Annotated in this window: 14 protein-coding genes; 2 read left to right on the top strand and 12 right to left on the bottom strand. The window is 42.0% G+C overall.

The features are described 5' to 3' along the window. Positions 1-322: 322 nt before the first annotated feature. Both DW981_RS07440 and DW981_RS07435 read right to left on the bottom strand, forming a co-directional pair. Complete coding sequence (locus DW981_RS07440; protein ID WP_118507280.1) at positions 323-1,738, bottom strand: bifunctional diguanylate cyclase/phosphodiesterase; 1,416 nt, start codon at positions 1,736-1,738, stop codon at positions 323-325. 44 nt (positions 1,739-1,782) lie between these two features. Continuing rightward, on the bottom strand, positions 1,783-2,604 hold the full coding sequence (locus DW981_RS07435; RefSeq protein ID WP_118507279.1) for a hypothetical protein: 822 nt from the start codon (positions 2,602-2,604) through the stop codon (positions 1,783-1,785). 160 nt (positions 2,605-2,764) lie between these two features. Here DW981_RS07435 and DW981_RS07430 point away from each other — a divergent pair, with 160 nt between their 5' ends. Next, on the top strand, positions 2,765-3,271 hold the full coding sequence (locus DW981_RS07430; protein ID WP_022024761.1) for an ECF transporter S component: 507 nt from the start codon (positions 2,765-2,767) through the stop codon (positions 3,269-3,271). Positions 3,272-3,410: 139 nt separating this feature from the next. Here DW981_RS07430 and DW981_RS16140 read toward each other — a convergent pair whose 3' ends face one another. The 6 genes from DW981_RS16140 to DW981_RS07405 all read right to left on the bottom strand — a co-directional run bounded on the left by DW981_RS16140 (position 3,411) and on the right by DW981_RS07405 (position 11,249). Then, entirely contained in the window at positions 3,411-4,247 is an 837-nt protein-coding gene (locus DW981_RS16140; RefSeq protein ID WP_347474530.1) for a hypothetical protein, read from the bottom strand. Continuing rightward, positions 4,142-5,056, bottom strand: coding sequence for a family 43 glycosylhydrolase (locus DW981_RS16135; protein ID WP_347474529.1), 915 nt, complete (start codon positions 5,054-5,056; stop codon positions 4,142-4,144). The genes DW981_RS16140 and DW981_RS16135 overlap by 106 nt, the downstream gene beginning before the upstream one ends. 86 nt (positions 5,057-5,142) lie before the next feature. Then, complete coding sequence (locus DW981_RS07420) at positions 5,143-6,483, bottom strand: glycoside hydrolase family 30 beta sandwich domain-containing protein (protein WP_118507278.1); 1,341 nt, start codon at positions 6,481-6,483, stop codon at positions 5,143-5,145. Then, positions 6,480-8,531 (bottom strand): beta-galactosidase, encoded by a 2,052-nt coding sequence (locus tag DW981_RS07415; RefSeq protein ID WP_118507277.1) that lies wholly within the window; start codon positions 8,529-8,531, stop codon positions 6,480-6,482. Before DW981_RS07415 ends, DW981_RS07420 begins: the two co-directional genes overlap by 4 nt. A 126-nt stretch (positions 8,532-8,657) precedes the next feature. Continuing rightward, a complete protein-coding gene (locus tag DW981_RS07410; protein ID WP_118507276.1) occupies positions 8,658-10,055 on the bottom strand; it encodes a glycoside-pentoside-hexuronide (GPH):cation symporter in 1,398 nt (465 codons plus the stop codon). A 24-nt stretch (positions 10,056-10,079) separates the two neighbouring features. Continuing rightward, positions 10,080-11,249, bottom strand: coding sequence for a cellulase family glycosylhydrolase (locus DW981_RS07405; protein ID WP_118507275.1), 1,170 nt, complete (start codon positions 11,247-11,249; stop codon positions 10,080-10,082). A gap of 175 nt (positions 11,250-11,424) precedes the next feature. Here DW981_RS07405 and DW981_RS07400 point away from each other — a divergent pair, with 175 nt between their 5' ends. After that, positions 11,425-12,624: an AraC family transcriptional regulator gene (locus DW981_RS07400; protein ID WP_118507274.1), complete on the top strand. Its 1,200-nt coding sequence runs from the start codon at positions 11,425-11,427 to the stop codon at positions 12,622-12,624. Here DW981_RS07400 and DW981_RS07395 read toward each other — a convergent pair. From DW981_RS07395 to DW981_RS07380, 4 genes are all read right to left on the bottom strand, one after another. Beyond that, positions 12,606-14,435: an ABC transporter ATP-binding protein gene (locus DW981_RS07395; protein WP_182434187.1), complete on the bottom strand. Its 1,830-nt coding sequence runs from the start codon at positions 14,433-14,435 to the stop codon at positions 12,606-12,608. The two genes, DW981_RS07400 and DW981_RS07395, sit on opposite strands and share 19 nt — an antisense overlap. Before the next feature lie 45 nt (positions 14,436-14,480). Continuing rightward, positions 14,481-15,086 carry a hypothetical protein gene (locus DW981_RS07390; protein ID WP_118507272.1) on the bottom strand — a complete coding sequence of 202 codons (606 nt, stop codon included), beginning with the start codon at positions 15,084-15,086 and terminating at the stop codon, positions 14,481-14,483. 325 nt (positions 15,087-15,411) lie between these two features. Continuing rightward, positions 15,412-17,040: a GLUG motif-containing protein gene (locus tag DW981_RS07385; RefSeq protein WP_182434186.1), complete on the bottom strand. Its 1,629-nt coding sequence runs from the start codon at positions 17,038-17,040 to the stop codon at positions 15,412-15,414. Next, positions 17,037-18,953: a GLUG motif-containing protein gene (locus DW981_RS07380; protein ID WP_118507270.1), complete on the bottom strand. Its 1,917-nt coding sequence runs from the start codon at positions 18,951-18,953 to the stop codon at positions 17,037-17,039. The genes DW981_RS07385 and DW981_RS07380 overlap by 4 nt, the downstream gene beginning before the upstream one ends. Between the last annotated feature and the right edge of the window lie 78 nt (positions 18,954-19,031).

Here is a 19,031-nt window from a genome sequence, read left to right as displayed (position 1 = left end):
TTGCGCTCGTCGTTACTTATGTCTCGTATTTCAGAGACATTAAGTAACGTGACGTAGCGCATCGTAGCGAAAGCGTCCCGTCCAAAAATGGATGATACCTTGCTAAACCAGGACATCTCAGACATTCCTTCGGGCATGTATTTATCAGAGACTTAACAAAATAAGAAATCACGCAAAAAAGTTGCGTTCTGCGGCAATTATCTTAGTTCTAGGATGACAGAACAATTTAGTTTGTCGACTGCAAAATATTCTATTTATTGCCGACATAATAAGCAATATGCGGTTCGGACAAGAACTTCCGATATGGGAAGTTTCAGTTAATTTACATATACCGCTCCTCAAATTCATGGACTGGGATTGGCTTGGAAAAATAATACCCTTGATACACTCCACATCCCATTTGCGAGAGACGGCTGACCTGTTCTTTTGTCTCCACACCTTCTGTCACCACGGACAAACCAAGGACTTTGCTTAGCGAAATGATCATATTTAAGATTGACATACTTCTTTCTAATCGCTCCGATCTGGTTGTCCTCAAAAAGCCCATATCGATCTTTAACACATCAACGTCTATATCCTTTAATGTATTGAGGGACGAATATCCACTGCCAAAGTCATCAATCTCCACTTCAAAACCATAGTTTCTAAAACGGCCAATAGTTTCAAGTTCTCCGGCATTTCCCATCATGATCGCCGTCTCTGTAATCTCCAACTTCAAAGTAGATGGAATAATGCCATACCGTTCCACAAGAGATGTGATCGTCAGATAAACGTCCATATACTGAAAATCTTTGGTCGAAATATTTACAGATATGTATAGCTCATCACGTCCCTCTTTCTGCCACTTTGCCAATTGTTGTACAGCAAGCTCCCATATAAATCGATCAAGACGGTAAATAAGTCCTGTTCGCTCAAAAATTTCAATAAAGTCACCCGGGAAGATCAGTCCGCGTTTTGGATGCTGCCATCTCACCAGAGCTTCTGCACCGATCATTTTACCATCCGATGTCATCTGAGGCTGTAAATACATACAAAACTGTTTTTGTTCAATCGCCTCATCAAAATCTCCCACAAGCTGCTTTTCCTTAATCGTCTTGTCCAATATTGTATCGCTATAATATGCAATTGATCTGTCATAATTATCGCGCAAGGTTTTAATAGCAATATTTGCTTTATCACACATGATCGAAACATCTTCGTCTCTATCTGTTATTTCATAGACACCGATATATATATGCATATGATACATATTATTATTAAAAGTCTGGCCCATATCTTGTATCACTTGCATAATCTTCTGCTCTAGAAATTGATCCTTTGGAATACATACTGCAAATTTATCACCACCGATCCTTCCATAGACAGCGTTTTTACCGCAGTATTTTTTCAGAAGATCAGCCTCCATCTTTAACACTTCATTTCCTTTTTCCAGACCAAAGAGATCATTGATCAACTTAAAGTCCTTAATATTAGAACAAAGCAGCAGCCAATCCACATCCGGCGTTTGCTGCAAGACCTCTGACACCTTTGTTGCAAAATAACTTTGATTATATAATCCGGTCAAAGCATCATGCGTTGCCAAAAATTTTTCTTTTTCAAAGGCAAGTCGTTTTTCCGTAGTGTCTATAAAATTCAAGAAGAATCCGATATACTCCCCTTTTTTTGCAAATATTTTTCGGTATTCAATATCAAAATAATGCGTCACACCGTCAATAACCCATTGACTACTCGTCTCCACACTATTCTGATCTTGAAAATCATTCTCGTTGATCCAACGGCGTATCAGCTGTGTAATTTTTGAAAAATCGTCATTTGTAGATGAGAGCTACTGCGAAAATGGTCATTTGCATAGACACACTCTTGATTGATATCAAAACAAACTACCGAATTATTCATTTTAGTTACAACGAAAGACAACGTCTTTTCGATCAGTTCCCTCGGCGTCCGATACAGGGTCAGATAACATATCAAAATTGCCGCAAACACAAAAAACGGAAGTGACAGATCCAACGGAAAGCCGGAAACATTGCACGCCATGTTCAATGCCATGATCACGCAAAGGACTACAAAGATCGGAATATATTTCGTGCGATAAAAGCTCGAAATACGCATGATCTTTGTAAGAAAAGATGCAATCGCGCAAAACATCAAACAATACACAAAAACATAATGCAGATCATAAAAAATAGTTTTGCTGCTAATACAATACATTTGAATCCCTATATAGCTTACCTTTTTTAACGTAAAGACATGGTGAAAGAATGTATTTAAGAGCAAAGAAATCCCATCCAAATACGCAACAATAAAGCATCCGATTCGAAATGCGGACACTTCATGAAATACCCTTGTATATTGTTGGGAATACTGTAATATGTATATCAACACCAGATCAAAGAAAAACAAATAAACACTTTCCATAAAATATGCCACCAGCTGATACTGCGAAAAAGCAAATACGATATTGCTAATTATCGTGATTGTCACAAAGAACAAACATCTGGTAATAGAATCTGCCACATCACTTTTTACCTTTCTGGCATATTTTATACAAATCAGTATAGGAATTATTGTTAACAATAATATGACCATGTACAACTTGTCCATATAGATATCCTCCATTCCAACACAAACAATCCTATTACATTATACCCTGAAACGCGTACTTGTCAATTGACTTTCGATTTCAGAGTTCTCTGCTTTATATTGTTATCCGATCAATTTTATTGTATACTGTCACATGAATAAAAACAAAGGAGTAAAAATTATGGAAACGAAAACAAAGAAATTAGTAACCGCAGCACTCTTCGCAGCACTCGCCTGCGTTGCAACAATGATCATCAAATTCCCATCACCCTTAAAGGGCTACTTAAATATTGGTGACTGCATCGTATTGCTTTGTGGCTGGATGTTATCTCCGGTATACGGTTTTGTTGCAGCCGGTCTTGGTTCCGGATTAGCCGATCTATTATCCGGTTATCTCGTCTATGCCCCGGCCACCTTTATTATTAAAGGTCTTATGGCTCTGATCGCCTGCTATACCTTTAAGTTGATACGCAAATCTTTAGGTCATAATCTTCCTGCACGCATTGTCAGCGGTATCTTAGCTGAGATCATAATGGTACTTGGTTATTATGTATTTGAAGGGTTTATGTATGGCTTTATTGCTTCTGCAGTCAACATCCCGGCCAATGCCATTCAAGGAATTGTTGGTCTGATCCTTGGCACTATACTGATCAAGGCCTTTGAAAAAAGTAAGATAACTATAGAATAAGATTATCTCATAATCATTTTTACCAATGCTTTGCCGTCATACGATTAATCATCATCCATGACTAATCGTATGGCAAGGCATATAATTACAGTTCTGAATCACTGCCATCATTATATATCTTAAAACAAATAAAGTATTTCTACTCCACCGGGCAGTCTTCCTTTGCCACATATTCAAAGAAATCGAAATCGGCGTAATGCTTGTGTTTAACACGATCTGCACAGGTGATGCCCACCATTGTTCCGGTAAACTCTCCATATTTACAATACTCATCAGAAAACTTTGTGGTATCAAATGGGATGCCGATCTTTTCATAATGTTCCCCATCATACCCCCAATAAAACTGTGAATGTTTCCCTCGGATCTCCAATCGGAAATAGATCGGTACATCATCCACTGCTTTTCTTGTATTGACAAATTCTGTCTTCTCTCCATTTTCCAGAGCAATAATGGAAATTGCACTCTGTCCCAGCGTTTCGCTGTAATATTTCCGCAGATTGATATAATTCATATTATCATAATAAATGATAAGACCTGCCGAATGTTGATGTACCTCCGGCACAAACTCCATCTTTGTCGTTATCGTTGCATAAACACTTGTGAGTTTCCTTGCCAGAATACTCACCTTATTTAGAGAAGTTCTTGACTCCTGTCCCCTTAATCGGACATATCCTTTTCTAGCATGAATGTCTGCAAAGCTCTGAGGCATGAGACGAGGTGCATAATAAAAGTTGCCAAGCTCCGTTCCGTCAAAATCATCAAAGTCCGGTATTTCGGACACCTTATATTCCGGCAATTCACTTTCTTCGCAGTATTCCTTGGCAATATTGCTTCCGTCTGCCATGCGAAGCCACCCATCCTCGGTCCATTTCATTTTCTGGATGGCAGTCTCTCTGCCAAGCGTACAGCGAAGCTCCGGGCGGAATGGTCTGGAGCAAAGATGTACCAGATATACCTCTCCAAGCTGCGTCTCCACATAGCTCCATGACCGGCTTTCTGCAATACCACATCCGGGTTGAAATACTTTGGCTTTAAATGGTCCGGATCATGTCTTTCGTTGGACTCTATCGGATTAGACGTAACGATTGGATTCTGTGGATCTCCTTCATAAGGTCCCCATACATTTTTGGAACGCCCCATGGTTACACAATGATTATATCCGGTTCCTCCCTCGGCACACATAATATAATAATATCCATTTCGTTTGGTCAGATGTGGTGCTTCAATACAGCCTCTGTCTGTTCCACCCTTCCAGATCCGTTTTGGATACCCAATAATCTCCTTTTTCTCCGGATCATACTCAGAAACAGCAATCACTCCCGGTTTCTCATAGCCTTCTCTTGTCTCCCAATCCAAAGATACAATATATTTTCGCCCATCATCATCGTGAAGAATAGATGCATCGAAACCGGAGGAATGCAAATATACAGGCTCACTCCATGGTCCCTTAATATCCTTAGCGGTGATCAGGAAATTATCCACATCAAAATAACGTGCATTCATGGAATTCATCACACCATAGATCACGTAAAACATATCCTCTGTCTCGCAGTAAGTCAGGCATGGTGCCCAAATTCCTTTCGCTGATGGAAGTTTTTTTAGATCCGGATTGCTGTCATCTGTCAGCACATGGGTATAAAGCTCCCAGTTTTTCATATCGCGAGAATGATAGATCGGAATCCCCGGAAACCATTCAAAGGTAGATACGGCAATATAATAGTCCTCCCCTTTCCGACAGATACAAGGATCCGGATTAAAACCTTTTAATATTGGATTTCTAAGCATATTTGTTTCCTCCATTTCATAAAAAATGTACTCTCGGTATCTTCTCAAAACGAGTCATTTCGGCTGCATAAAAATGATCAATCCATTTACTCCCCACTGATCACACCACTGACTATACTGTGGGCAGACAGAACAATTTCTGTTTCTTTTCCGGAAATCCGTATATGAACCGGTACTGCTTCTTCTCCACGGTTTAACAGGATCAATACAATTCTTCCATCCGGATTTTCCCATGCAGTGACATCTATCTCATCGGTATATCTGCTAAAGCCAAGACGCACTGCACCAGGTTGGATAAAATGTGCAAAATGCCAGTAGTAATCCGCACTCATCCTCTGCAGCAATTCCTTGCGTTCCTCATCAAACAAGAACGGTGCATCACAATAGTTTCCCACATGATTTGGTCCCCCCTCTTTATTTAAGAGGATGTTCCAGTCATAAAATGCATTCAGACCATGATTCAAATTTCCAATCATATCATGAGCGAGTCGACCGGCATTGACCGATTCTGCAGCAGAATCAAACTTGTTGTATTCCAGGCAGCTTTCAGACAAAATAAGCTTTTTATCCGGGAACTGCTGTCGTACCAGGTCCAATGCCTCAAAATGATCCCCACTGTACCAATGAAATGCCGTTCCGGCAATCATGCCATCTGTTGTCGCATCGATCAGATCGCAGGCTCTTTCAAAAACACGTTCCTTGTTGTGATCCCATATAAAGATCTCTACATGCTCCAGACCGGCCTGCTTCATCGCCGGGTATAAATGATCTGTAAGAAATTCTTTTTCCTGCTCTGCAGAATACACGCAGGAGTCCCAGAGCTGGACAGCCTTTGGTTCATTTTGTATTGATATACGCTCCACCTCATAGCCACGTTTTTCAAACTCTGTGATATAACGGCAGATACATTTTGCCCATAACGGATAATATTCCTTTTTTAAGCTTCCACCATTTTTTCGCGAATCATTTGTCTTCATAAATTCAGGCGGTGACCATGGAGACAACATGATCTTTAATGGCTTTTGTGCCATCTTCTGCGCAGCAGCAAGAAGCGGAAGAATATATTTCTCTGTGTCCGAAAAATCGAATGACTCCAGATCCTGATCCCGCGGATCGCTTATGGCAGAATACAAATGTGTTGAAAAATCACAGCTGTCCATATGGATCCTCACCTTCCGGTAATTCATATGGTCCGGATGAAAATACATCGTGAGAATTCTTTCTTGCTGCTCCGGATCCAGCTGTTGAAACACATAACCTGCCGCATCCGTAATAGCTCCGCCAAATCCTTCAAAGCTCTGGTATTTCACCTGCGGATAAACGTTTATCACCTGATCCTCCACACCGTCATCATCAACAAATTCCACTGTCTTTTCATATTGTTCAAGCTTTTTTATTCCAACACTTTCTACATAGGTCAGCTTCATTCTTTTCCTCCTTCCTTCTCCCGCAAAATCATAACGCCCCAGTCTTTCAACGGCAGACTCTGCTCCTTTTTATAACACTGTCCGGTAAGAATATCTTCCACCATTTCAAAAGGACATGGAATCTCTTTCTCATCTTCGCTGTAGTGAAGAATATAGTGGATCTTCTCATGTTTATCATTGATCCCACTGCGAACGATCACCGGCCACATAATATTATCCTTAAAATAATTGTCAATGTGGGCACATGCTATGGCATCCTTCAATATTTCTTTCAGCTTGTCCTTTGTTACGTAACAACCGATATAATATCCATATCCCTGACCAAAAGAATTCTTTGTAACCGCCGCATATTTTCCCCAGTATTTATGCTCATATTGTTCCATTACTTGAGCACTGTCCGGTTTTAGCAATTCTGCAAAATATAAAACCTGTTCTCCGGCAACCTTGATCCGCCCAGGCTCAGTAAACTGGTTATAGCTCATACCGAAGCACTCGGTCATACCATGAGGCTGCGCATCCGGATACACGCTTAAATGACGATCTGACACAAAGGACTTAAAGGAGCTGACAAGCACACCCCCTGACTGTACATATTTCTTTAGTTTCTGTATAAAGGTATCTGAAACACTGTATAACGCAGGAGTAACGATCATCTGATATGGCTTATCCTTCTGCTCAAAGCGTTCTTCCATCTGATGAATATCTATCACATCACACGGAATATTCATTTCATACAGGCAGTCATACATCCGGCGTACCACATCGTTATAGCTTAAATCCTTGTCAATTGGAAACCACCGGAAACTGGTTAATGATTGATTATCTACTACCAATGCCACCGGGCTTTTTCTTGAAATGCACAGGACATCCTTTCCGATTCCTGCTATCTCTCTTCCAAACATTCCGGCTTCTTCATAAGCAGGATTTACAGCAAGATCATGGCTTAAAACGCCTTTCCAGTATGTCTCATATCCGTTATGAATGGAGTGCCAGTTCCAGTACATGATCCCTTCGGCACCACTTGCCAGATGGCTGTATCCCTGCAGTCGCAGCTGCCCCGGATACGGCGTCCAGTATTTAAATGCCTGTGCCTGGCATTCCAGTACCAAATATGAACTATCCTTCAAGGTACGGATAGAATCACCGCCAAATGCGATTTCTGCCCCGGTCAGATCATCTTGTGTCGGATGGTAAATATCCGTTCCCGCAATCGTTACTGCCTTAGACGCTTCATAATGATTTATGTCCGGCTGCACTCCATAAGAATATCCATCCTGAGCAATATCCGCTCCGAATTTCTTCCATTCGAAATCAAAATTATGCGTAATGAACTGATCCTGCCTCTTATATTTCTTTACGATCTCGGACTGCCACATCAGATATTCTGCCGCCAGACTCCTCTGAAATTTGGCAAATTCACTGGCAAGCCCGCCGTGAATACATCCGGCCATATCCGGAAAATCTGACCAGTCATGGATCGAATTACTCCAATAACGCAGTCCAAACACATCATTTAACCGCTCTGTCGTATGAAACTGCTCTTTAAGATACTCCACGAACATTGCCTGTACCTCAGGAGAAGCAGTGCCGTAATGTTTTGTCTCGTTATCAATCTGATAGCCGATAACACACGGATTCTTCGCTGTATGTTCGAGCAATCTGCAAATCACATTTTCAGCACACTGCCGAAACACCGGATGAACAATATCCATGATCTGGCGCCGTCCATATTTTGCTCTGGTGTAACCATTAAATACCATCACCTCCGGGCATTTCTTTTCCAGCCAGGAAGGAATGGCATAAGTAGGTGTCCCGATCACTGCATACATCCCGGCTTTTTCTACCGCTGCAAGAACTTTGTCAACATAAGAAAAATCGAATTTCCCCTCGACCGGTTCCAACGTGCTCCAGGTCGACTCGGCAATACGGACAGTATTCATACCTGCCTCCTGCATCATGGCAATATCCTCCTGTAAACGTTCGTAGGGCATATACTCCGGATAATATGCTGCGCCAAATATTATATCATTTCTTTCTAAGTCTTTCATAACATTCCTCCATCACGCATAGATTCATATAAGACAGACCTTCCAAAACCATAATGATCTCGGAAGGTCTTTTTTATTAATAGAAAACTGCTGACAAATGCACGCTTTCTGTCAGATTACAAATTACTACTGATCGTTACGATGCTTTCCCTGCTCCAGATCTGCGATAACCTGATCGTATTTCTTATCCAGATCAAAGAATACCATGCAGATTACGACGATCACAACCATTATAAATGGGATCCAAGCAAAGGACCAGTTGATCGCAGCCAATGCTTTTGCCGACTGTACTGCATTCTTTGCATCAAATCCACCGAAACCTAAAACCCAGCCCAGTGCTGCAGTACCGATACCGGATCCAACTTTCATACAGAAAGAGGAAGCTGCGTTGCCCATGCCGGCAGTACCATAACCGTTGTACCACTCTCCATAAGTGATCGCATCCTGCAAAAGACCAAACATGGATGCTCCTCCACAAGCAAATCCCATACCCTTTACAACAGATAATACACAGGTAAGTGTTACATTTGTTGTAAAACCGGAGAGAAGGAATCCGATTCCGGAAACAGCCATTCCACACATAAACAGATTTTTCTTGGAAACCTTTTTCATGATAAACGGTGTCACAAACAGAAATGCAATCTGTGCCATGGACAGACAGTTCGAAATAATTGCGTATTTTCCGGCATTTCCAACATTATATTGCGCAAAATATACAGCTGATCCGAAGAAACAGGACATCATAAAGTACATTGCAAAGATTGCGATTACAAGCAGTACCCAGTACTTATTTACAAATAATCCCTTGATCCCCTTGAAGAAAGAAATCCGATTCTCCTTTGTTTCTTTCTGATCGGAACCACTCTCTACGACACGTTCTTTACACATAAAGAATGTGAACATATTCAGGATTACAAATACGATCATTAAAACGATAAATGTCAGCGACCAACCTTTCTGGGAATAAACATCTCCACCACCAAAAGCTGCTGTCATCTTTAATACGACGGTGTTGATCGTCATCGTTCCTGCCGTTGCCAAAAGGTTACGGAAGTTGCCAAGAAGACCTCTCTCATACTGGTTGGTTGTCATCAATCCGTTAAGCGTAGCATACGGAACATTGATTCCTGTATAGAAGATCGTGGATACCAAGTTATATGTTAGGAACATATAAGCTAACTGTGTCTTGCCAACAAATGATGCCGGAACGGTAAACATCAGAACCGTACACACAGCCAGCGGAATACATAATCTGGCGATCCATGGACGGGCTTTTCCCCATTTACTATGGGTATGATCAATAATATATCCCATTACCAGATCTGAAATACCATCAAATATTTTTGAAATTGCAATGATCGAAGCGGCTGCTGCTGCACTGGCTCCCACCACATTCGTGTAATATACCAACAAAAATGCACTAATTGCAGAATATACTAAATTTCCTGCATAATCTCCTATACCATAAGCAAAACGCTCTAAAAAGGTAAGTCTTGCATTTGGATTCATCTTATTATCATTCATACTTGTTACCTCCTATTTTGTAATTTATTTATCTAACGGAAACCATCCAAAATCAACACAACGTCCCAGATCCCAGCTGTCCCAGCCGACCCAGCCATCTGTGTTGACTGTATCTGTAAGCAACTTATAACTCCAGTAAAAATATCCGGATCCCTTATCCCAGGCCTCCTTCTGCATTTTGGCAACCGCCTGATAGATTTCCTTTTTCTGCTCTGGAGTATACGTCTCCACAGAAGCACCTTCCAGTCCGTTAAGAACAGTCTGTCCTCCCTTAGTATCCCAACCACAGGCAAGAGAATTAAACAGACACCACTCACCGCAGATAACCGGGAAATACTGCTGCATTTCCTCGATCTCCTTCATGAAGTGCTCTTTCACATATTTTTCGTATCCTTCTACTGTCTGCTCACATCCCATCATTTCTGCCATCATCAAATATTGATGGGTATCCAGAACGACATTTTTATACTTTTCTTCCCGCATAAAATCTTTCCAGATAGTAAGTTCGAATCCGTCGTGAATAACGATGTATTTATCCTCTGACAGATATTTTTCAATGCGGTCATACGCATCCAGATAAAACTTTCGGATGAATTCCACGGTGATCGGAGCGCTTCCTTTCGCCATCTCCTCGTCTACCGGTGGATATCTTTTCTGAATATTGAGAAGCTCCCATGCTCCCTGCAATGCCGGTTCATTGATCAGCTCAATTCCCCAGAGTCCTTCTCTGTGTCCGTATCTTTGTGCCAGTCGTTCCAATACGGTATGAACAAATTCCACCTCTTCCGGATTCTGTGCCCATTTACACACGCCGCAGATTCCGCCATTATCAGATCCGTTCTGTCCCCCCGGTGCAGTATGCAGATCGACCAGTATCTTCAATCCATATTTTTCAGCCCAGTTGAATGCCTTGTCCAGATCCTCAATGCATCCAATAAACGGCTCTCTGTCTCCAAAAATAAAATATGGTACCGGAATACGAACCGCATCCAATCCCCATGATTTGATCGTTACAAAATCACGCTCCGTAATGTACTCACTGCGATGGATCTTGATCCTTGCCTCATACACCTCTTTTGGCAACTGTCTTGGAAGCCAATACTCATCCTCTGCCGTGGTTCCTTCAAACAATGCCGGATTCATCCACTTTTCCAGAACAAGCCAGTTTCCTAAATTAACACCCTTCACTTTCATAAATGTTCACCCTACCTTTCTTTTTAGATATTCCGTTTCGGTTGTTTCTTAACTTGTGACTACATTTTATGATGGAAACGGGCTCATTTATATTAAAAATATTAGATTTTTAACATAATTATCAGATAATATGATATACTTCATCTATAACATGACAGAATAGGAGGAACCCCTGATGCAAGATACCATTTTACTTCAATATCTTTCCAAAAAAATACACACTCATGCATATAAATTAACCATCGACGGGGAAATTACTTTTTCCTGCTGCAAAGTCCTTGCTTTTCAGGATACCTATATCAAAGACAAGGATTTTCTGGACTTTTTACTGGAATCACTGCCACAGGGAATTCCTTGTCTACGATCCATCCGGCAAAAAAATATTTACGGCATCGTTACAGGCCACAATGCTATTTATATTGTCGGTCCTGTCAGTTTTGCCTCTCCTGTTTATCTGAACTGCGACTACAACGAACTAATATTAGAAGAAGAAATTGAAAAATACGTTCCACAGGTCAATCCGGATGACTACCTGGAAGATATATTGTTTCTGAACCATATGATCACCGGAGTAGAATCAACAACCGAGCAGATCATAGAGACTAACTGCCTCAATCATGACCATACGGGAAAAGTACAAAAACACTTTAACGATATACTATTTGAAAACCATGAAAATAATGTCCATCATAATCCCTACGATCAGGAGATGCGGGAATTTGGCAGCATCGAAAACGGTGATCTGATCCAATTAGAAAAAAGCCTGCAAGAGGATTATGACGGAACGATCGGCACTCTTGCAAAGGACCCCTTGCGCAATCTCAAAAATCTCGGTATTGTTCTGGTCACTCTCGCAAGCCGGGCTGCGATCCGCGGAGGACTCTCTCCGGAAATTTCCTTTTCTCTGAGCGATTCCTACATCCAACAGATTGAAGAGTGCAAGGATCTTGCCCTTGTCGCTCCCCTTGCCCACAAAGCAGAATTCCAATATGCTGAAATGGTTCATGAGATCAAAGAGAAGCAGAAAGGCATTTTGAAAAAACAGAAAAATCCCCGCATTAATAAATGCAAGGATTTTATCTTTTCTCATTTACATGACCGGATCACACTAGAAGATTTGGCTGCTGAAGCAGACTGTAACCCCAACTACCTCTCCCAGCTATTCAAGGAATGCGAAGGGATCAGTATATCCGGTTACATTCTTCAGGAGAAGATCAACCGTGCCAAAAATCTACTGATCTATTCCGATTATTCCTATATTGAGATCGCAACTTATCTGGGATTTTCATCGCAAAGCCACTTGGGAACCCAATTCAAAAAACACACCGGATACACTCTGCGTCAATACCGTGAAATCTACGGACGAAAGGAATGATCTAGCGTAATTCCCTCTTCAAAATGAAGCCGTTTGCTGCAGATCTCCAACGCAGGCAACCTATGGGATACAAACAACACCGTCTTATCCGTAAGCTGCTTCAGATTATCAAGCAGCTTTCGTTCCGTCTGCTGATCCAGCGCACTGGTGGATTCATCCAATATCAATACCGGACGATCCGCATATAGTGCTCTTGCAATGGCGATCCGCTGCATCTGCCCTTCTGAGAGTCCCGCTCCCTTTTCTCCAAGGATCGTGTCAAGCTGCATCGGCAGGTCATAGACAAAATCTGCACAGGCAAGATGAACCGCCCTCTTTAGTTTCTCGTCAGGATCCATATCATTTCTGTCAGCGTGATTCCTGTCGACACTATCCGTTTTCGGGCAGTCTGCAGTCCCATCCACCTTTGACTTTCCAAAGGTGATCACATCCCGGATGCTGCCTCCCATCAAAAAATTTCCCTGCGGTACATAAGCAAATAGTCTGTTCATATTCTCTATGGCAATACTTGTACCATTGTTCAAGATCACCGATATCGTTCCTGTCTGTGGACGGTAAATTCCCATCAAGAGCTTTAACATGGTAGATTTGCCACAGCCGGAAGTTCCGGTAACCGCCACAAAATCACTCTTCTTTATCGAGAAAGAAACATTCTGTAACACATCTCTTTTATGTTCGGCAATATCAGTATCTGCGCCATTTGCCGCTACAACATCACCTTCCCGCACCGTTGAACTGCCTGTATCCGCTTTCCCCGGATAACGGAAAGAAACCTGGTGAAAAGTAATCTCCCGGATCTGTTCCGCATATAGCTTCCGGATTTCTTCGATACTGCGACGCCCTGACTCCTCTATATCTTCATATTGCTCCACTTCCATCAGCCGCTCAGCACTGGCGATCATGGTATAATACCTTGGCACATATCCCCCCAGGCCGGCAAGAGGTGACTGGAGCTGCCCGATCAACTGGATCATAGCGGTCAGCGTACCAAAAGTCACATTTCCATGGATAATGCCATAGCCGCAAAATCCAATTCCCAAAAGATACATTCCATTGATCACAAGGCTGAATCCGCTATTACAAATGTTGGAGATCCACGCTTTTCTCATACGGGAGCTTTTATGAAGCTCCATCGTATCTGCCGCCTGTTCCACCGCTATATTTTCTGCTCCAAAGACACGGGCCACAAGCATGCTGCTGATCCGCTCCTGTAGATACGTTCGGACTTTCCCGTCTTTTTCCTGAACATCCTTGTGAAATCTCTTGAGCGGTTTTCGAAGTACGACCGTAATCACCAGAAAGAGTATTCCACCGGGGATCATGATCACTGCCAGTCCCGGCTGTAAATATAGAATAAGCACCATAGAACCCACCAGCCGTATCAGCATCCCCAAAAATCCCGGCAAAATGTCCGTCATGCCGTCCGCACAAACAACAGTGTCTGATGTAAGGCGGTTCATCCACTCCTCCGAATGCTTCAAACTAACGCTTCCATAATCCTTTGTCAGCAGGGAATAAAACATCTCCTGCTTCAAGGTATTTTCCATGCTGCTTCTGGTATATTCCGAAACCTGTCTCGTTATGATGCGGATCGCAAGTTGGCTTAAAACAAGAAGTCCAAACCCTATCATTCCCATCACAAAACCATGGCTGTCCTTTGCTACAGCACGGTCAACCATCTGCTTCATTACAAGGGCATAACAGACCCCAAGTCCACTCACGATAATTTCAAATATGGCCAACAGCACAACAAAGGAACGGTATTTCTTTGTCACTTTTCTAAGCCATGTAAGTGTACTTTTTTCTTTCACCGATACCCTCCAATCCTTCTTCACTTCATTTTCGAAAGCAGCCTCCTATTCAGCCGGAACAAATGGAAGCTCTATCGTATCCGAACTTTTTTTGCCGGAATCTGATTTGTCTGATCCACCATCTTTCTGATTTTCCGGTTTCTTATTGTTATTCGTTGTCTGATCTGACCCTGTAGCGGAATCTTTACCATTGCCATCATTGCTTTGATCGCGATCTGGATTCTCCGGCTGATCCTCCTGTTTTGTTGTATCCGCTTTAGAATCCGATGGCACCTGATTTTCCGAATGTAAGGGCTTTTTATCTGCTTTCGCTTTGCTGTCTGCACCGGTTGTATTCTTTGGGTCCGGCGATTTCGAATCATTCTTTTTCCCTTTGGACTCTGCCTGCTCCCGTGATGCCTTTTTTCCATGCGTACCACTATCACTCTGTGTGGTTGATGTATCATCTCCCGACTGTGGAGTATCTGTACCAATCGGCAAAACCGGAAGCTCATTGTCCTTTTCCTTACTCTCTGTCGTCTGCCCTGATGCAGCCTGACGGCTATTCTTCATAGTACCCGGACGGTTTACTGCAATCGTCACTCCAATAGCGATTGCCATAATGACAATTCCAATTCCGGATACCAGCAATATCTTTCTCTTATTTTTCATCTTTACACCTCTGCTCATTTTAGCCATAAACACTATTATAGTAAGCTTACCATACAACGCCTGTAACCACAAGAAAAACAAGGCTGTTCAAGGCATCTCCCGTTTCCGTAACATTCCGTTTCTTATGCAAAAAATGCCAGACAGTCAAGTCTGCCTGACATTTTAAGTGCATTATTCTACAACATAATCCTTTTATGGAGTATCAATGCCCATTGGTGGGAGCGCATTGTCATCACCACTGGTCGTAATAATATCCTCTGTTTCAAATTCTACAATCTCCATCTCCGGTGTTTCGTATCTTTCTTTCATGCTTGTTTACCTCCCTTTAATTCTTGTTTTTGTAGTATTCATATCCTTGTGCACAGCTGCCATATGCATAAAGTGCCTTGACAACTTCTCTGAGCGATTCAATATTATTGATATTATCACATGCACTGCTCATGACCGTGTACGCATAACTGGTTGCGCCATATGTTAGTACTGCAGATTCTGCATCAGACAAATGCACTTCAAATTCATACTGCTTCTGCAACTGACTTGCTTTTATTCCATGCAATGTGATCTTATAACAGTTCCCTTCATTGACTTTTGTTATCTCGTACTGATCCTTTGATATTTCAGTGCTACCAAGCCAAATTGCAAACATATCTTCCTGCACTGTCACATCTTCCGCAAACTGCACAGAAACACATAGATCTGTCGTAGAATTCAAGGATAAATACGCAGATTTAAACGTAACTTTATCTGGATCACTATGGTTTGTAATAACAGCTTTATTTGCCTCATTTTTTATAAAATTTATAATGCTTGTATCATCAAACACTGGTTCTGTCAGAGCCAAGCCATCTGACGCAAGCTGATCTGTCTTATATCCAAAATATTTCTGTGCCGCACCACCATAATTCAACATGCCTTTTACAAGCTGAACAGTTGCACTGCCATAGTTACTTCCCTCTGCAGACGTATGTGACAGGATATAATCTGCATATTCTTTTACCGTGTATGTATACACTTTTCCCGTCTTTTCACCATTGTTACCAATCATCTGTGCCTTGATATCTGAAGTCATTTCTTTGGCAGCCACTTCACAGGTAAAGACGTAATACGTCACACCATTCTTTACCGTTGTATCGGTTGTGGCGGTCGAACCGTCTTCATGCGTTCCACTTACATATACCTTTGATGTCGTGCCATTGGGCAAGGTAAAATTCATATATGCGGATTCATCATTTACAATGTCATTCGACAACTCCATGTAGAAATTGACGCCGATATTACCGGTAAGACTTAAGGAATACCCAGCAAGCTTCGCACCGATGCCATCTATAATCGCACCACAGTCATCACATTTCCCATCATTATCCGCATCCGGATGGTCACCATAGGTATTCTTCTTTGTATTCGAATACGCATAAGATACGGCATCTCCAGGTTTGCCCTCACATCCTTTATAGGTAGCATTCTTGTAAACTTTAGATCCACCTAAAGTCGGATAAGTGTCTTTTCCGATGGTCTGTCCCCAGACTTCATCGGACTGGTCAAGCTGTAAGAGATACGCAACCTCACCGGTCTTAAACTCATCTGTCGTTTTGCCTTCGACTTTTTCGGTTGTTCCCATATCATTGCCTATCGCAGCTCCTGTATAAATGGTGCTGTCATAATAACAGTTTGTGATGGTTGCATTGGATTCATTACGTCCGATCACACCTCCTACATAACGTTCTTTACCACTGACACTACTGGTATTATAACAGTTTGTGATAGTTCCTTTATTCCGTCCGTTCACGCCTCCCACATATCCACTACCACTAACACTACTACCGGTATTATAACAGTTTGTGATGGTTCCTCCGTCATTATATCCGTTCACGCCTCCTACATAACGTTCTATACCACTGACGCCACCGGCATTATAACTATTTGTGATGATTCCTCCGTCATTATATCCGTTCACACCTCCCACATACCTTCGCTACCACTGACGCTACCGATATTATAGCAGTCTGTGATGCTTCCGGTATAATTAATTCCGCTCACGCTTCCGGTATAATTAATTCCGCTCACGCCTCCTACATATTCTAAGCCACTGACGCTGCCGGCATTATAACTGTTGATGATAGTTCCTTTACTATTATATCCGCTCACGCCTCCTACAAAACCGCTACTACCACTGACGTTTCCGGTATTATAACAGTTTGTGATGCTTCCGGTATCATTATATCCGCTCACGCCTCCTAGAGTTCCTAAACCACTGACGCTGCCGGTATTATAACAGTTTGTGATAGTTCCGGTATAATTATTTCCACACACGCCTCCTACCTTGCTGGTACCATAGAAATAAGAGTCCAAAATACCTGCATTGGCAATCTTACCATTGTTACGACTGAACAATCCTACATCATAACTATCCTCTTGATTGAAATACAAACCACTGATGGTGTGGTTTTGTCCGTCAAATATACCAGTGTATGGACTTGCGCTAGTGGCAATCGGCGTCCATTCCTTGAATGTTCCCTCATTCAAGGTTCCATCCGACTTCAGAACATTTTTATTCACAACAATATCCGCGATCAGAACTGCATTGGCTGATTTATTCTGCGTCACGCCCGAAAGTGTTCCATTTACAAGTCCGGCAAACCAGTAAAGCTGACCTGCATTACTGATCTCGTAAACCGCATCCTTGCTATCGTCCCCATTCATATCATACTTGTCTTTGGTGAGATTTGCCGGCTGGTATACATTATCACATGCACAGAAACCGTTCTCGCCGATGCTGTGAGTTTCTGTTTCCTTCGTCACATATCCGATCGGACAGTCTTTGCATGCCACATTTTTTATATGTTCATTGTCATCTTTCCAAGTGTATGTAACATCACCGTCTTTGTTATGTGTATGCTCTACTCCATTTACCGAAAGGCTCGCACCATCTTCCAAAGTGAGTTTCTCCGGATTGGTAATGCTCGCACCACTCTCAAATTCAATGCTTTCTTCACTTGCAATCGTTAAATCTTCTTTTAAGGTGGCTTTACCATATACATATGTTTTCGTTACATCAACACCCGTCTCATAGTCTTTCCATTGCTTTGTGATGACAGAGTTGCTACTATCAACATTTTGTATTACATCATTTTCTCCAAATGCTTTACCAGTTTCCGCCAGAATCTGACTGCCTGATATAGTAATTCCATTCTTTGATGAAATTGAACTCGCCATATCCTCGGTACTCTTAGCTTTAACATAACTATCCGTTATACTTACTGTATTACCCGAAAGTACTGATTGAAATTTATCAACGCAGGCAACAATATGACTTTTCTCTATTGTCAATTCACCATTACATTCGATATCGACAGTTTCTGTTGTTGCTCCCGTAATCTTCAGATTGTTTGTCTGTTCAGAGTTAACTCCAACAGTAATCTCACCATTTCCAATCAGACTTCCATTATCACTGCCACCGTTTATTTCCAGTGTATTACTTCCACCATCTACATTAAACTTAATCTCTCCACTCAAGGTATTTTCCCCGGATAACAAAACGGTAAGATCACCACCTTCAACAGTAATATCTTGAACAGACGCATTTTGGAGTACAAGCTGATTCTTCTCACTATCATAATGCCAATTTGTTCCCTCGTATAACGTATTCGCATTACCGGAAACTTTATCATCCTGAAGTTTCCCGTTCATAATAATAAATTGCTGGCTCTCATCCATTATAGACAAGATTTGTGGAACTTTTCCCGTTGTAGTCTCCTCCGCCTTCGCATTCATCACGCCCCAGCCGCTCACATCCACCGCCGACAGCACCATAAGAGCCGCCATGGCTCCGGCAAGTATCCGTCTTGCTCCTCGTTTTCTTTGTTTCATATCTTCCTCCCTTTCTAATATTACATATCCACCAGATCAGACCACTTCCTTATTCCTTTCATCATTTTCCTGAAACCG

Origin of the sequence: Clostridium sp. AM49-4BH (assembly GCF_003478335.1) — a bacterium.
In the GTDB taxonomy this organism is placed as follows: domain Bacteria; phylum Bacillota; class Clostridia; order Lachnospirales; family Lachnospiraceae; genus Butyribacter.
Note: the sequence above shows the minus strand (reverse complement) of the source record. Positions and strands in the feature narration are given on the sequence as shown.

Excerpts from the sequence above, each read along its gene's own strand:
- DW981_RS07390 (WP_118507272.1), bottom strand. The coding sequence starts at position 15,086 with ATGAAAAATAAGAGAAAGATATTGCTGGTATCCGGAATTGGAATTGTC.
- DW981_RS07415 (WP_118507277.1), bottom strand. The coding sequence starts at position 8,531 with ATGAAAGACTTAGAAAGAAATGATATAATATTTGGCGCAGCATATTAT.
- DW981_RS07420 (WP_118507278.1), bottom strand. The coding sequence starts at position 6,483 with ATGAAGCTGACCTATGTAGAAAGTGTTGGAATAAAAAAGCTTGAACAA.
- DW981_RS07435 (WP_118507279.1), bottom strand. The coding sequence starts at position 2,604 with ATGGACAAGTTGTACATGGTCATATTATTGTTAACAATAATTCCTATA.
- DW981_RS07405 (WP_118507275.1), bottom strand. The coding sequence starts at position 11,249 with ATGAAAGTGAAGGGTGTTAATTTAGGAAACTGGCTTGTTCTGGAAAAG.
- DW981_RS07410 (WP_118507276.1), bottom strand. The coding sequence starts at position 10,055 with ATGAATGATAATAAGATGAATCCAAATGCAAGACTTACCTTTTTAGAG.
- DW981_RS16135 (WP_347474529.1), bottom strand. The coding sequence starts at position 5,056 with ATGCTTAGAAATCCAATATTAAAAGGTTTTAATCCGGATCCTTGTATC.
- DW981_RS07430 (WP_022024761.1), top strand. The coding sequence starts at position 2,765 with ATGGAAACGAAAACAAAGAAATTAGTAACCGCAGCACTCTTCGCAGCA.
- DW981_RS07380 (WP_118507270.1), bottom strand. The coding sequence starts at position 18,953 with ATGAAACAAAGAAAACGAGGAGCAAGACGGATACTTGCCGGAGCCATG.
- DW981_RS07400 (WP_118507274.1), top strand. The coding sequence starts at position 11,425 with ATGCAAGATACCATTTTACTTCAATATCTTTCCAAAAAAATACACACT.